This window comes from Streptomyces lusitanus (assembly GCF_042647945.1).
Taxonomy (GTDB): Bacteria; Actinomycetota; Actinomycetes; order Streptomycetales; family Streptomycetaceae; genus Streptomyces; species Streptomyces pseudogriseolus.
Window position 1 is genome coordinate 613,420 of the sequence record NZ_JBHRWL010000007.1, and the last position, 13,026, is coordinate 626,445.

Here is a 13,026-nt window from a genome sequence, read left to right on the forward strand (position 1 = left end):
CCCTTCTCCCTCGCCCGCTCGGACGACGGATTCGGCTCCAGTGCCCCTTCCCACGGCCTCCGTAACGCACCCGCCCCGCACATCCACCGATCACCGGCACGGCGTCACACGCTCACCGCGCCCCGGCATCCCGGGGCGCGGTGAGCCGTCGTCACCGCCGCCCGCGGCGGGCCAGGCGGCGGAACGAGCGGGCGCTGCCCGTCGGGGCGGGCAGGCGGCCCGCCACCGCGTCGTCGAGCAGGGAGGCGACCGTCTCCGTCGCGCAGGTGCGGTTGGCACCGATGCCGCCGGTGGCGCCGCGTTTGATCCAGCCGACGACGTAGGCGCCCGGACGGCCGGTCACCCTGCCCCGGTCGTTGGGCACGGTGCCCGTGGACTCGTCGAACGGGAGCCCCGCGAGCGGCGTCCCGCGATGGCCCACCGCGCGGAGGGCCAGGCCGGCCGGGATCTCCACCTCGCCCGCGACGCCGGTGACCCGTACGGCACGGACCGACTCCTCCCCGCACACCTCGGCGGGCGCGGACAGGAAGCGGAACACGATGCGCCGGGGGCCGTCCGTCGCCGGCGGCAGGGACCAGTCGACGGCCTCCCGCCGTACGCCCTTCAGCACGGCCGCCTTGTCCCGCGCCGCCGCCGCGTCGATCGCCGCGCCCACGGCCGGGTCGTGGTCGTCGACGAGCAGGTCCACGCCGGGCAGATGCGTCAGGGCGAGCACCTCGGTGCGCGTGTACGCCGCGTGCTCCGGCCCGCGCCGGCCCAGCACCACCACCTCGCGTACCTTGCTGCGCCGCAGCTCCGCCAGCGCGTGCGGGGCGATGGGGGTCCCGTCGAGCGTCGCCGGGTCGGACACCAGCAGGCGCGCGGCGTCCAGCGCGACATTGCCGTTGCCCACCACGACGACCCGTCCCGCCGACAGGTCGAAGGCGTCCGCGGCGACGTCGGGATGCCCGTTGCACCAGGCGACGAACTCGGTCGCGGCGACGCTGCCCGGCCGGTCCTCGCCCGGGACGCCGAGCCGCCGGGCCTCCGGCGCGCCGACGGCGTAGACCACCGCGTCGTGATGGGCGGCGAGTTCGTCCGCCGTGACGCCGGCGCCCACCTCCAGGCCCAGGCAGAGCCGGACCCGCGGATGGGTGAGGAAGCGGGCGAAGCTCTCGCCGGCCTTCTTCGTGGACGGATGGTCGGGCGCGACCCCGTACCGGACCAGACCGCCGGCGACCGGCAGCCGGTCGATCAGCGTGACCTCGGCGGGAGTGTGCAGCAGCAGGTCCCGCGCCGCGTACATCCCGGCCGGCCCGGTGCCCACGACCGCGACCCGCAGCGGTCCGAAGTCCGGCGGCAGCACCCGGTCGAAGGACGGCGCGCCCCAGTCGTGGAACACCGGGCCCCCGACGGGCTGTTCGGGCCGGTGCTCCTCGTCCTCGTACCAGGCCGCGTTGATGCGGGCGTACTCCCGCTGCGCCCCGGTCAGCCGGTCGACCGGGAAGACGGCGTCCACCGGGCAGGCGTCCGCGCAGGCGCCGCAGTCGATGCACGTCTTGGGGTCGATGTGCAGCATCTCCGTGCTGCCGAAGGCGCGTTCCTCCGGCGTCGGGTGGATGCAGTTGACCGGGCAGACGGACACACAGGTGGCGTCGCTGCAGCAGGTCTGGGTGATCGCGAAGGCCATCGTCGTCCGCTCCGCTGAGGGCCCGGGGGTGGGCAGGCCGTACGTGGTCAGATGAGGTGGGCGCGCTTGTAGAAGAAGAGCGCGGGCCGGGTGAGCAGTCCGGCGGAGGACAGGAACTCCATCAGGCCCGAACAGCTCGCCCGCACCATGGACCTGTGATGCTCGTTGGCGCGGGCCTCGCGCAGCGCGCGCTTCTCGTCCAGCCCGGCGTTCGCGTACACCTTGCGGTTCACCATGCTGGTGACGATGACGTACGCGGCGATCGACACGAGCACCGCCTGGACGCGGCGGCGTACCCGCCCGGCGCGGGCGAGGTGCCTGCGGGTCTCCTCGCGCGCGAACATCATGTGCCGCGACTCCTCGACGACATGGATGTTGTTGATGGTGCGGACGAACGGCAGGACCCGCTCGTCGCGCATCCAGTCGCGCTGCATGACGTCGAGGACCTCCTCGGCGACCAGGATGGCCGCGTAGGCGGCCTCTCCGAAGGCGGTGGTCTTGAACAGCCGGCCCAGTTCGACCGCGACCCGGTGCGGGCGGTAGGCGGGGGCGCCGAGCTTCTTCGCGGCCCGGGCGAACATGATCGAGTGCCGGCACTCGTCGGCGATCTCGGTCAGCGCCCACTGGAAGGTGTCGTCCGTGGGGTCCTTGGAGTAGATGTCCCGCAGGATCATCTGCTGGAGGATCATCTCGAACCAGATGCCGGTGCAGGCGACCGACGCCGCCTCCTGACGCGTCAGCTCCTTGCGCTGGGCGTCGCTCATCTCGCCCCAGTACGCGGTGCCGTAGAGGGTGCTCCACTCCGGGCTGGCGCCGTGGAAGTCCTTGTCCAGCGGGGTGTCCCAGTCGACCTCGGTGAGCGGGTCGTAGGAGAGCTGCGCGGACGAGTCGAGCAGCCGACGGGCCACGTCGACGTCGTCGTCCGACGGCTGATCCGGGTGCTGTGCCCGGGAGGTGGTCAGGGCCATTCCGGGGCCTCCTCGAGTCGAGTCCGTACGCCATTACCACGGGTAACCGGCCCGCTTGCTGACGAACTGTATAGCAAGACCCCCCGTGTTCCCACCCCTGTGTTCGTCAAGCTCATGTGAAGGCCCGCACGGTGTCTTCACCGTGCGGGCCAGGGGGTGTGACGTATCGGGCGTCCGGTCAGAGGCCGGTGACCTTGCTGCTCGCCGACACCTCGTGCACCAGGGTGAGCGTGCGGTGGCCGCCCGGCGGGAGCTTCACGTCCCAGCGGACGATGCCGTCCGCGTCCACCGAGTCCGGCGCGGGCGAGCACGCCTCCTCCCGCAGACGCACCTCCACCGCCGAGACCTCCGACACCGGAACGCGCTCCCGGACGACGACCACCCGCTCGTCCCGCTCGTCCGGCGCGGAGAACCGCGACAGATGCATCCGGACGGTCCGGGTGAGCACCGTCCGCTGGGTCAGGCCCGTGGTGTCCCGGGTCTCCTCCGTCTCCCGTACCACCCGGTGGTCGTCCCGGCTGCCGAAGGCCAGCTCCGTCACAGCCCCCGGGGCGGTGAACTCCAGCGTGCCGCGCCCGACGAACCCGCTGCCGCGGATCAGGTCCACCGGCCCGGCCAGCAGCGCGTGCCCCGACCGGTTGTCGCACCGGACGACCTGCGTGACCAGCGGCGACAGCTCCGGCGCGCAGGCGTACTCGCTGCGCGCGGCCGTGGTGAAGGACGACACCGGCACCCGGTGGGCGCGCCCGTCGGACGGTACGGACACCGGGTCGGGCGCGTGCAGGACGCGGACCTCGCCGCCGTCGTCCACGCCCGGCAGCCCCGGCACGGGAGCGGGACCCAGGTCCGCGATCTCCTCCTCCCGCAGATCGACGTGCACGGTGCGGCGCTCCTCGGAGGAGCGGTCCCGCAGCGTCAGCCGGTCCTCGCCGAGCACCGGCGGCTCCGAGGCCGCAGCGGACCGTGCCGTGGACAGCGTCAGCCGTACGCCCGACCAGTCCTCGCCCGTGCGCTGCCAGACCATCGCCTCCGTCTCCAGCGTGAGCGCGTCCCCGTCCAGCGTGGCCCGGTACGCCGGCCGCCACAGCGCACACGGCGTGAGATGGCTCAGCCGCAGCTCCGCCGGCCCCTCGCCGGACGCCTCCACGGTCAGCTCGACCTGTCCCACCAGTTCGGCGGGCTCCGTCTCCGCCTCGGCCAGAGCCCGTTCGGCCTCGCGCAGCTCGTCGGACAGGGCCGTCAACCGCCCCTCCACCTCGCGCAGTCGCTCGGCCTGCCGCTCGCGCTCCTCGTCCACCCGGTCCAGCTCCCGGGTCCACCGGTCCCGTTCGGCCTCGCCGAACCCGGCGCCCTCACCGATCTCCCGCAGCAGATCGGCGGCCAGCCGGCCCAGCGCGTCCCCGCGCGCCCTCAGCCGGTCCCGGCGCTGGTCCAGCACCAGCCGCTCCTCCTCCAGGGAGGCCACGCGGCGACGCAGCGGCGAGTCGTCGTCGGCGGGCCCGGGCCCGCGCGGCGTCCACGCGCGCACGATCCGCACGTCGAGCACGTGCGCCGGGAAACCGGCGGTCAGCTCGGCGTGCAGGGTCCGGTCGACGGCCGTCGCACCGACCGGACCGAGCCGCATCCGCTGCGTCCCGGGCCGCAGTCGCAGCGTCGCGGTGCGCTCGACGTGCGCGCGGTCCTCGGTGCAGGTCACGGCGGTGACGGGGAGGGGGAGCGGGGCGGTGGGCTCCGCCGGCGGTGACGTAGACATGGCTGTGTCAGCTCCTGCGGTTGCCGCCGGTCAGGGCCTTGCCGGCCGGGATCCTGATCTCGTAGCCGCCGTCGAGGGCGACGGTGCCGCCGGCCGGCAGGTCGACCCGCCAGATCCGGGTGCCGGGCGCATGGCGCTCCCGGGCCGCGGTGTCCTCGGGCTCGGACCAGCCGGCCCGTTCCTCGATCCGTACGTCCGCCTCCGAGGTGACCGGCACGCGCTCGCGCACCTCCACGCGGACCGCCGACGGGAGCCGGTTGGCCAGCTCCACGTGGACGCGGTGGTCGAGCACGGTGACGTTGTTGCGCAGCCCGGCCGTCGACTCGGTGAGGTGCGTCCGCCGGGTGACGCCGACGGCCTCCGCGGGACCCAGTCCGAGGCGGCGCACACCGCCCGGCGCGAGGGTGGGCAGCGCGGCGGTCAGCTGGTACTCGCCGTCGACGCTCACCTCGACCGGGCCGGCCAGCAGCGCCTGGTCCGTCGCGTTGGACAGCACCAGCGTCGCGTACACCGTCTGCTCCACCGCCGGAACGCACACGTACTCGGTTCGCAGGCCGACCGCGATCTCGCCGACGGTGACGGTGTGCCAGGTGCCGTCCGAGGGGATGTCGGCGGGCGCCGCGGCGTCGTAACGGTGGTCGAACGAGCCCGCCGACTCGCGGGGCCGCACGGCATGACCCGGCAGCGGCAGCGCGGCGGGCTTCTCGGCGCGCCGGCGGTACTCGGCGGTCACCGGGTCGAAGCCCCCGCCGGGGAAGAGCCGGCCCCGGCGGTCCCGCGGCTCGTCCGGACCGCTCAACACGAGCGACGCGTAGTCGAGTTCGGCGTCGTCCGGCCGGGGAGGACCCGGGACGGGCGGAGGCGGCGCGGACGGGGCCGCACCCGCGGACTCCGGAGCCGCGGCGAAGGCCGGTGCGCCCGCACGGGGTACGCCCGCACGGGGTGCGGCTGCCGGGCGGGGGCCGGAACCGGGACGCGCCCGCCGCGCCCGCTCCGGGGAAGGCGCGGAACCCGGCGCGGCCGGACCGAACCCCTGAGGCGGCGCACCGTACGCGGCGCCGGGAGCGGGCGGCGCGGAGGGCGCCGGCGGGGGAGGGGGAGTGGGCGGGGCGCCGTGTGCGGAGCCGACCGTGACCTCGGTGTCCTCGAAGGCACCGCCCGCGACCCACCCGCCTGCCACCAGGTGAGGGGCGGGCTCCGGCCGAGGGCCCGCCGCGTCGTACCCGGCGAACAAGTCGGTCAGCCCCGCCGGAGGCTCCCGCCAGCCGGACGGGGCAGGCGCGGGCTGGCTGCGGCCGATACGGACCGACCGCAGCCGGGGCAGATCCGTACGGCGGCGCAGATCGGCCGTGGCGAATGCGATCCGCACGCCCGTCCAGTCCTCACCGGACCGCTGGGCGACCGAGGCGCGCAGCACCAGCCGTCCGGCGTCCTCGCCCTGACGGTGGGTGAGACGGTACGTCGGCACCCAGACCGCGCCGGGCACCCCGTATTCGACCTCGACCTCGACCTCCGCCTCCGTCCCGGCCGCGCCGCGCACGGTCAGCACCGCCGTGTACGAGGAGGCGACCGGGGACGCCGGGGCGTCGGTGCTCACGCGGGCCAGCCGGTCCTGCGCCACCTCCATCTCGTGCTCCAGGCGCCCGAGTTCGTCCTCCAGTTCGCGGAGCCCATCGTGCAGCACGGTCAGGCGTTCGTCGACGAAGTCGGCCAGCTCCAGCCAGGCATCCACCGGGGTGCGGCGGTGCGGGTCGTCCCGCTTACGGCCGGGCGGCACCGGACGCAGCGCGCCGATCTCCTCGATCCGCTTCAGCTGCCGGTCCCGCCGGCCCGCGGCGACGCCGTACGCCTCCGTCAGCCGGTCCACCTCGCGCCGCGCCTCGTCGACGGCGTCCGCGTCCACCGGCTCCGCGTCGACCTCCGCCCGCGCCTCGGTGACCCGCACACCCGGCGCGCCGAGGACGCGGGCACGCAGCGAGTGAGGGTCGAGCGAGCGCGGCAGTCCGGGCACCCGTACCTGTCCGTCCGCCGGGACCGTGCCCCGGGCGACACGGCGGCACAGCGCGCCCTGCGCGTACACCGTCACCGATTCGAGTGCCGAGTCCCACCTCGGTGCCGTCCCAGCCGTCATGTGCTCCCCCGCGCAGCCGTGTTCGTGCCGAGGGCAGCCTACGCGGTCACCGCCCGCCGCGGATCACCAGACGAGGCACCAGTACCTGCCGTGATGCCCGATGCCGATCCGGCTCTCGTGCGGCACCAGGGCGGGGTCGGGCCGGCCCACGGCGGCCAGGGTGCAGGCCCGGTCGCCGACGGTGCCGGCGGCGGACATGCGGCGGGCGGCGTCCGTGGCGGCGGAGGAGGTGTACCAGGTGGTGGTGGGGCCGCCGCCGGTCGGTTCCGGGGTGAGCGAGGGCTTCGACGGTGGCTTGGGCTTGGTGGGGGTGCGCTTGGCGGTGGCGGTGGCGGAGGCCGCGGCAGTCGGCGGGACGGGCGCGGGGGAGGCCGACGGGCGGGCCGTGGGGGTACGTGTGCCGGTGCCCGGCGGGGGAGGGATGCCCGGTCCGGGTGTCGTCGCCGTGGTCCGGGGTGCTCCCGGGCCTGTGGAAGGCGCCATCGGTGAGGACCGGTGCGGGGCCTCGGGTGCCGCGGACCGCGCCGACCCGCTGGGCGCCTCCGGTGTACCCCTGCCCGCCCCGGCCGTCGAGGCGGGCGGCGGAGGTACGAGCCCCGGCCCCCGGCTGGGCGGTGCGACCCCGGACGTCCCCGCCACCCGCGGAGGCTCCGGCCCGGTGCTCGCCCCGCCGTCCGGCACGGCCGGTCCCGTTCCGGTGCCCTGGTCCGGCACGCCCGGCGGCTGGGTACGCCCCGGCCCGGGAGGTGACGGCCGCGTCGCCGGGCCGCCGCTCGGCCGGGCCGCCCCGCCGCTGGGCCGGGCCGCCCCGCCGGGACGGGACGCCGTCGGAACGGGCGCCCCTGTCCCGCCCGAGGGGGTCGGCTCGGCAGTGGACGGCGGCGAGGTCGTGGAGGTCGGCGTCGGCAGCGGGCCGAGCGTCGGGAGGGTCAGGTCGTTGGAGGCGGACGGCCTGGGGCTCGGGGTGCCGTCGTCCTGCGCCACCCACACCCACACGCCGACGCCGCCCAGGACCAGCACGGCGGCGCCGCCGGCGATCCACGGGGCGCGCCGGGGCGGGCGACGGTGACGATTCATGGTCACCACTGTCCTATGCGCCCCGCCGAGCCGCCTGTCGCATGGTCCGGCTGCCGTGCCGCCCCTCCGTCCGGTGCGCTCGTACGGGTGACGGACACCGCCGACCGGCGGTCCCGCCCCCCCACGTCGGGCGAGGTACTCCGTTCCCTTACCTCCGAGGTCATCGACCCCGCCCCCGGCCCGGTGCCACGATCACCGCGTACGAGAAACCGACGGACCGACGAACCGACGAACCGACGGACCGGCGGACCGACGAACCGTGGAGGACACCATGACCGCGTACGCCATCGCCCACCTGCGCCCGGCCGCACCGCACCCCGACATCGCGGAGTACATGGAGCGCATCCCCGCCACGCTGGAACCGTTCGGCGGCCGCTTCCTGGTGCACGCCACGCGTCACGAGGTGCTGGAGGGCGCCTGGCCCGGACACGTGGTGATGATCGCCTTTCCCGGGATCACCGAGGCACGGGAATGGTGGGACTCGCCCGCCTACCGGGAGATCGTGCCGCTGCGCACCCGGCACATGGAGGGCGACATCGTCCTGATCGACGGCGTCCCCGACGGCTACGACCCCGCCGTCACGGCGGCGGCCCTGCGCAAGGAACTCGACGCCCCCGCCGGCTGACCGCTGGGCAGCCCGGAGACGTCCGGTTACGGTGGATATGTCCCCTCCGCCCGGGGTGTCGTCCCCGGATTATCCGGGAGAGAAGCCATGAGTACTCAGTTCGAGGTCGTCGTGGACGTCGACCGGCCCATCGAGGACGTCTTCGCCTACCTCGCCGACGGACGGAACGACCCCGAGTTCAGCCCTCGCGTCCTGAAGATGGAGAAGAGCCCCGACGGCGACACCCATGTGGGCACGGTGTTCCACAGCACGGTGAAGGACGCCGGGATGCGCTCCCGACGGGACTTCGAGATCTACGAGTTGACCGCACCCACCCGGATGCGCTGGCACGAGGTGTCGCACAACTCCATCACCGCCGAGGAGGGCGGGTACGACCTCGAACCCACACCCGACGGCGGCACCAGGGTGCGCCTGTTCAACGTGCTCGAAGGGCACGGCGTCGGCAAGGTGCTGCTCCCGCTCGCGGCGGGCGCGGCCCGCAAGGACGCCCCCGCCTTCGGCCGCCGTATCAAGGAGGCCGTCGAGACCTCGGCCTGACCGTGACACCGGGCGCGCGCCGCAGCCGGCACGGGTGGAAGGAGAGGGCCGGACCATGCGCCGCGCTCACCGTGCGGCGGACACCGCGTCCCCCGGCCGGCGTAGCGACGCGGCGGCCGGGATGCCGTCACGGCCTCCGGTGGCTTAACAGTGGGCCTATGACATCGAGACATACGGCCCCTGAGGTCACCGAGCGTCGTGCCTCCGGAGTGCGCGTGCGGACCGCTGTGCTGGTCCTGGCCGCCGCGACCGCTCTCGGCGCGACCACGACCGAGGCGGCCGCCTCACCCTCGGCCCGCCCCGGAACCGACTGGGACGCCATCGCCCGGTGCGAGTCGGGCGGCAACTGGAAGGCCAACACGGGCAACGGCCACTACGGCGGGCTCCAGTTCTCACAGTCGAGCTGGGTCGCGGCCGGCGGGCTCGAGTACGCGCCACGCGCCGACCTCGCCACCCGCAAGGAACAGATCGCGGTGGCCAAGCGCCTTGCCCGGATCCAGGGCATGTCCGCGTGGACGTGCGCCTACGCCGGTCGTTAGGTCTACGCGCCCGGGACCGGCCCGCCCGCCGCCGGATACTGCGGCTCGGGCGGGAACGGGTTCCCCGCCATCGCCTTGGCGTTCTGATCCGCCGTCAGCCTGCGGACGAACAGCAGGGCCAGCACCGCGGCGACGATGTCGAGGACCGACCCCGTCATCAGCCATCCCGCGGCGTCCTGGACCGCCTGCGGGTCCTCGGCCGCGTCGTACCGTCGCGCGGCGAGCCGGTCGAAGATGTTCGACGCGATCCACACGCCCCACCAGGAGTTGAGCAGCCGCTGGTGCCGCAGCTCGGCCGCGTAGGGGTCCGGCTGGCTGGCCCGCAGGACGTCCTGGGCGATGCCGCGCGGGATCCACAGGTTGGCGAACGGGATGAACCAGGCGCCGATCGCCCAGCCGGGCGTGCGGCGCTGCACGTCCGGCGCGAACACCTCCGCGTTGTGACGCACCCGGTGGAACCAGATGATGAACACCGTCGCCGTCCCGACCAGGCCGAGCAGGTACAGCCCGCTGGACGAGGCGATCGCCATGTCCGCCCGGTCGACCGCGTCCATGTCGATGCCGCTCGGGCCGGCGGACACCACGTCCCCCATCACCGACCGCATGTACGCCGCCGCTCCCAGGCTCAGCACGTCGGCGGCGATCACGACGGCCAGCAGCGCGGTGACGGCGTGCGCGAGACCCAGCGGTGAGCGCAGCACGGGTACGGGACCGGGCATCGGTCGACCGGGCATGGGCGGATAAGCCATGAGGACCCCCCTGAGACATGTGGTGGATGTGCGGCGTGCTCTCCCCAGAAACGCCGCGAGATGATCACAAACGAGTGATCGGCTTCCGGACCCTACCCCATCGGCGTTACGGCGTGCCCAGGACTTTCGCCGTGACGGCGCGAGACAGCGAGGCGGCGGGACTGCCGCCGGTGCGCGCCCGACCAGGTGCGGCCCGCCCTGACCGTCCGGCGGTTCCGCGACCTCGACCTCCCCCTCGCGGACCTGCGCCGCTTCCTGGACGCGCAGGCCGCCGAACGCGGCGGGGCGGCCGACGGGGACGCCGACGGGGACACGGCCCGGCAGGTCGTGGCCTGCCCATCTGCGCCGGCTCGAGGACCGCCTCGGCCGCACCCAGCGGGCGGTCGAAGCACTCCGCGAACTCCTCGACCCGGGGGCCGAACGGACGGTGACGCTCGAAGTCCTTCCGCCGCAGCGGGTCTTGGCGGTTTCCCTCGACCGAAGGCGCCGGCCTGGACGGGTACGACGCGGCGATGCGTGACCTCGACGCCGCAGCCGGACACCGCCCGGTGCCCCCGCCGGGCAGGCGCTACGCGCACGAGCTGTTCACCGAGGGCCACGGCCACGCCACCGTCTACCTCCCCGCAGAGACCCCTCTCCCTCCAGGAGCCCCGGCCGTCGTGCGCGAGTCGGACCTGCCGAGCCGGACGGCCGCCGTCGCCACCCACTCCGGCCCGCACGACGACCTCGACCTCACCTACGGCGCCGTGGGCTCCTTCGCAGCCCGCCACGGTCGGCGCGCGCAGAACCTCGTCGAGGAGGTGTACCTGGTCGGGCCGCGCGACACCGGCCAACCGGAGCGCTGGCGCACCCTGGTCGCCTGGCTGACGGTCCCCGACCACACTTGACCCACGTATCGGCCCCACGCCCGGAGGCACGCCACAACCATGCACACGCACGACGTCGACCAGGAACTCGTGGACGCCGCGACCGAGGTCGCCCGTACCCGCTGCCGGGGCGACCAGCACACCATGGCCGCGGCGGCCCGTGCCGCGGACGGCCGGATCGTCACCGGGGTGAACGCCTACCACTTCACCGGCGGCCCGTGCGCCGAACTGGTCGTCGTCGGCACGGCCGCCGCCCAGGGCGCCTACGAGCTGGAGACCATCGTCGCCGTGGGCGACCGCGACCGCGGAGTCGTCCCCCCCCCGTGCGGCCGCTGCCGCCAGGTGCTCCTCGACTACTTCCCCGCACTCGAGGTCATCGTCGCGACGCCCGACGGCCTCCGCGCCGTCCCCGTCAGCGACCTCCTGCCGCACACCTACGTCTGGGCCGACCACCAACTCGACACGCCGTCGTAGTCCTGGCCGGATGCCACGGAGCTACACCTCCGGAACGTCGGTGCCGTCACCGAAGAGCAGGACTACGACGGCCCAACGCCCCAACCCCTCAGAGCCGTCCCCGCACCCACTCCGGATCGGGATTGACCTGCGCCCGCCCGTCCGCCAGGACGACCGTCGGCACGGTCTCGTTCCCGTCCGCGACCGCCCGCACCGCCGCCGCGGCGGCCGGGTCGCGCCAGATGTCGACCCAGTGCGCCCGGCGCGCGTCCCGGCCCAGCGTGAAACGCAGCCGCCGGCAGTACCGGCATCCCGGCCGCCAGTAGACCACCGGACGCCCGTCCGTCGCGCTGCGGCGCCGGGCCTCCTCCGCGCCGAGGGAGGGCGGGAACACCAGCGACGAGTTCACCACCGCGAACGCCACGAACGCCGGCAGCACCAGCACCGCCCCGACGGTGCTCCCGTCGGCGAACAGCCCGGCCGCACCGAGCAGCCCGGCGGTCGTGAAGAGCCCCGGCAGCAGCCAGCCCCGCAGCATCGAGCCTCCTAGGACGATTCGCGGACGACCAGCTCCGTGGGCAGGGTGATCTGCTGCCGGGGGCCGTCGTTCAAGGTGATGTCGGTGAGGATGCGGGCCATCGTGCGGCCCAGCTCCTCCACCGGCTGGCGCACCGTCGTCAGCGGCGGGTTGGTGTGCCGGGCGAGCACCGAGTCCTCGAAACCGACCACGGCGACGTCGTCCGGCACACGGCGCTTCCGGCGGCGCAATTCGGCCAGCGCGCCCACCGCCATGAGGTCCGACGCGGCGAAGACGGCGTCCAGGTCCGGCGCGCGTTCAAGAAGCAAACGCATGGCGCGGCCGCCGCTGTCCTCGGTGAAGTCGCCCGCCTCGATCAGTGACCCGTCCGCCGGAACGCCCGCTTCCTGATGCGCGGTGTGCCACCCCGCGAGGCGGGCGCGGCCGACGTCCATGTCCTGCGGGCCGGTGATCGTCGCGATCCGCCGCCGCCCGCGGCCCAGCAGATGCCGTACGGCCTCGGCGGCGCCCCCGGCGTTGTCGGAGTTGACGTAGCTCAGCTGCTCGCCCGCGTCGCGGCGGCCGGCGAGCACGACGGGCAGGCCCATCTCCTCGAGGGTGCCGGGCAGCCGGTCCTCGGAGTGGACGGAGACCAGCAGCACGCCGTCCACCCGGCGGGTGGCCACCGACTCGGTGAGCTGGTCGCGTTCGGCCTGGTCGCGCACCAGCATCAGCTGGAGCTGCGTGCCGCTCTCGGCGAGCGCGCCGCTCACGCCGCGGATCAGCGCGGCGAAGAACGGCTCCGAGCCGAGCCGGCTCTCCGACTCCGGGATGACCAGGGCCACGGCGTTGGTGCGGTTGGTGACCAGGCCGCGGGCGACCGAGTTGGGAACGTAGTTCAGTTCTTTGATCGCCGCCAGGACCCGGGCCCGCGCGTCGGCGCTGACCAGGTCGGAGCCGTTGACGACGCGGGAGACCGTGGTGCGCCCCACGCCGGCGCGGGCGGCGACGGTCTTGATCGTGGGACGGCGGTTGCCCGTCATGCACTCCCCCCTCAGCGGCCGCGGCGGCGTCTGCCGCGGAGGTGACCTGCGGCAATTCTTGCAGACACCGCTGACCGCGGAGCACCCCCGGGGTGCGGA

Annotated in this window: 14 protein-coding genes; 6 read left to right on the top strand and 8 right to left on the bottom strand. The window is 74.6% G+C overall.

Annotated features, from left to right (window positions below; genetic code table 11):
* Nucleotides 1–151 precede the first annotated feature (151 nt).
* The 5 genes from ACFOSY_RS14595 to ACFOSY_RS14615 all read right to left on the bottom strand — a co-directional run bounded on the left by ACFOSY_RS14595 (nucleotide 152) and on the right by ACFOSY_RS14615 (nucleotide 7,004).
* The gene (locus ACFOSY_RS14595) at nucleotides 152–1,669 is read right to left on the bottom strand and encodes an FAD-dependent oxidoreductase (RefSeq protein WP_394307216.1); all 1,518 of its coding nucleotides are present in this window, start codon (nucleotides 1,667–1,669) and stop codon (nucleotides 152–154) included.
* A gap of 47 nt (nucleotides 1,670–1,716) precedes the next feature.
* Nucleotides 1,717–2,637 (bottom strand): AurF N-oxygenase family protein, encoded by a 921-nt coding sequence (locus tag ACFOSY_RS14600; protein ID WP_394307217.1) that lies wholly within the window; start codon nucleotides 2,635–2,637, stop codon nucleotides 1,717–1,719.
* 178 nt (nucleotides 2,638–2,815) lie between these two features.
* Nucleotides 2,816–4,390 (bottom strand): mucoidy inhibitor MuiA family protein, encoded by a 1,575-nt coding sequence (locus ACFOSY_RS14605; protein ID WP_394307218.1) that lies wholly within the window; start codon nucleotides 4,388–4,390, stop codon nucleotides 2,816–2,818.
* A gap of 7 nt (nucleotides 4,391–4,397) precedes the next feature.
* Nucleotides 4,398–6,521: a DUF4139 domain-containing protein gene (locus tag ACFOSY_RS14610; RefSeq protein WP_394307219.1), complete on the bottom strand. Its 2,124-nt coding sequence runs from the start codon at nucleotides 6,519–6,521 to the stop codon at nucleotides 4,398–4,400.
* 63 nt (nucleotides 6,522–6,584) lie between these two features.
* A complete protein-coding gene (locus ACFOSY_RS14615) occupies nucleotides 6,585–7,004 on the bottom strand; it encodes a hypothetical protein (protein WP_394307220.1) in 420 nt (139 codons plus the stop codon).
* Between ACFOSY_RS14615 and ACFOSY_RS14620 the strand changes: the two genes are divergently transcribed.
* The 4 genes from ACFOSY_RS14620 to ACFOSY_RS14635 all read left to right on the top strand — a co-directional run bounded on the left by ACFOSY_RS14620 (nucleotide 6,991) and on the right by ACFOSY_RS14635 (nucleotide 9,299).
* Nucleotides 6,991–7,590 carry a hypothetical protein gene (locus tag ACFOSY_RS14620; protein ID WP_394307221.1) on the top strand — a complete coding sequence of 200 codons (600 nt, stop codon included), beginning with the start codon at nucleotides 6,991–6,993 and terminating at the stop codon, nucleotides 7,588–7,590. The genes ACFOSY_RS14615 and ACFOSY_RS14620 overlap by 14 nt on opposite strands.
* 279 nt (nucleotides 7,591–7,869) lie before the next feature.
* Entirely contained in the window at nucleotides 7,870–8,223 is a 354-nt protein-coding gene (locus tag ACFOSY_RS14625; protein ID WP_394307222.1) for a DUF1330 domain-containing protein, read from the top strand.
* Between the two features lie 87 nt (nucleotides 8,224–8,310).
* Nucleotides 8,311–8,760 (top strand): SRPBCC family protein, encoded by a 450-nt coding sequence (locus tag ACFOSY_RS14630; RefSeq protein ID WP_394307223.1) that lies wholly within the window; start codon nucleotides 8,311–8,313, stop codon nucleotides 8,758–8,760.
* Nucleotides 8,761–8,918: 158 nt separating this feature from the next.
* Nucleotides 8,919–9,299: a transglycosylase family protein gene (locus ACFOSY_RS14635; RefSeq protein ID WP_394307224.1), complete on the top strand. Its 381-nt coding sequence runs from the start codon at nucleotides 8,919–8,921 to the stop codon at nucleotides 9,297–9,299.
* 2 nt (nucleotides 9,300–9,301) lie between these two features.
* Here the strand turns inward: ACFOSY_RS14635 and ACFOSY_RS14640 are convergent, their stop codons facing one another.
* Complete coding sequence (locus ACFOSY_RS14640) at nucleotides 9,302–10,018, bottom strand: DUF4328 domain-containing protein (RefSeq protein WP_394307225.1); 717 nt, start codon at nucleotides 10,016–10,018, stop codon at nucleotides 9,302–9,304.
* 542 nt (nucleotides 10,019–10,560) lie between these two features.
* Here ACFOSY_RS14640 and ACFOSY_RS14645 point away from each other — a divergent pair.
* Entirely contained in the window at nucleotides 10,561–10,935 is a 375-nt protein-coding gene (locus tag ACFOSY_RS14645) for a GyrI-like domain-containing protein (RefSeq protein ID WP_394307226.1), read from the top strand.
* A 39-nt stretch (nucleotides 10,936–10,974) separates the two neighbouring features.
* Nucleotides 10,975–11,388: a cytidine deaminase family protein gene (locus ACFOSY_RS14650; protein WP_394307227.1), complete on the top strand. Its 414-nt coding sequence runs from the start codon at nucleotides 10,975–10,977 to the stop codon at nucleotides 11,386–11,388.
* Between the two features lie 88 nt (nucleotides 11,389–11,476).
* Here ACFOSY_RS14650 and ACFOSY_RS14655 read toward each other — a convergent pair whose 3' ends face one another.
* Complete coding sequence (locus ACFOSY_RS14655) at nucleotides 11,477–11,905, bottom strand: glutaredoxin domain-containing protein (RefSeq protein ID WP_394307228.1); 429 nt, start codon at nucleotides 11,903–11,905, stop codon at nucleotides 11,477–11,479.
* Between the two features lie 8 nt (nucleotides 11,906–11,913).
* The gene (locus ACFOSY_RS14660; protein ID WP_394307229.1) at nucleotides 11,914–12,927 is read right to left on the bottom strand and encodes a LacI family DNA-binding transcriptional regulator; all 1,014 of its coding nucleotides are present in this window, start codon (nucleotides 12,925–12,927) and stop codon (nucleotides 11,914–11,916) included.
* Between the last annotated feature and the right edge of the window lie 99 nt (nucleotides 12,928–13,026).

What these genes read in the sequence shown, in the direction of transcription:
- ACFOSY_RS14625 (WP_394307222.1), top strand. Translation starts at nt 7,870, where the DNA reads ATGACCGCGTACGCCATCGCCCACCTGCGCCCGGCCGCACCGCACCCC.
- ACFOSY_RS14645 (WP_394307226.1), top strand. Translation starts at nt 10,561, where the DNA reads ATGCGTGACCTCGACGCCGCAGCCGGACACCGCCCGGTGCCCCCGCCG.
- ACFOSY_RS14630 (WP_394307223.1), top strand. Translation starts at nt 8,311, where the DNA reads ATGAGTACTCAGTTCGAGGTCGTCGTGGACGTCGACCGGCCCATCGAG.
- ACFOSY_RS14650 (WP_394307227.1), top strand. Translation starts at nt 10,975, where the DNA reads ATGCACACGCACGACGTCGACCAGGAACTCGTGGACGCCGCGACCGAG.
- ACFOSY_RS14600 (WP_394307217.1), bottom strand. Translation starts at nt 2,637, where the DNA reads ATGGCCCTGACCACCTCCCGGGCACAGCACCCGGATCAGCCGTCGGAC.
- ACFOSY_RS14610 (WP_394307219.1), bottom strand. Translation starts at nt 6,521, where the DNA reads ATGACGGCTGGGACGGCACCGAGGTGGGACTCGGCACTCGAATCGGTG.
- ACFOSY_RS14615 (WP_394307220.1), bottom strand. Translation starts at nt 7,004, where the DNA reads ATGGCGCCTTCCACAGGCCCGGGAGCACCCCGGACCACGGCGACGACA.
- ACFOSY_RS14605 (WP_394307218.1), bottom strand. Translation starts at nt 4,390, where the DNA reads ATGTCTACGTCACCGCCGGCGGAGCCCACCGCCCCGCTCCCCCTCCCC.
- ACFOSY_RS14640 (WP_394307225.1), bottom strand. Translation starts at nt 10,018, where the DNA reads ATGCCCGGTCCCGTACCCGTGCTGCGCTCACCGCTGGGTCTCGCGCAC.
- ACFOSY_RS14595 (WP_394307216.1), bottom strand. Translation starts at nt 1,669, where the DNA reads ATGGCCTTCGCGATCACCCAGACCTGCTGCAGCGACGCCACCTGTGTG.
- ACFOSY_RS14635 (WP_394307224.1), top strand. Translation starts at nt 8,919, where the DNA reads ATGACATCGAGACATACGGCCCCTGAGGTCACCGAGCGTCGTGCCTCC.
- ACFOSY_RS14655 (WP_394307228.1), bottom strand. Translation starts at nt 11,905, where the DNA reads ATGCTGCGGGGCTGGCTGCTGCCGGGGCTCTTCACGACCGCCGGGCTG.
- ACFOSY_RS14660 (WP_394307229.1), bottom strand. Translation starts at nt 12,927, where the DNA reads ATGACGGGCAACCGCCGTCCCACGATCAAGACCGTCGCCGCCCGCGCC.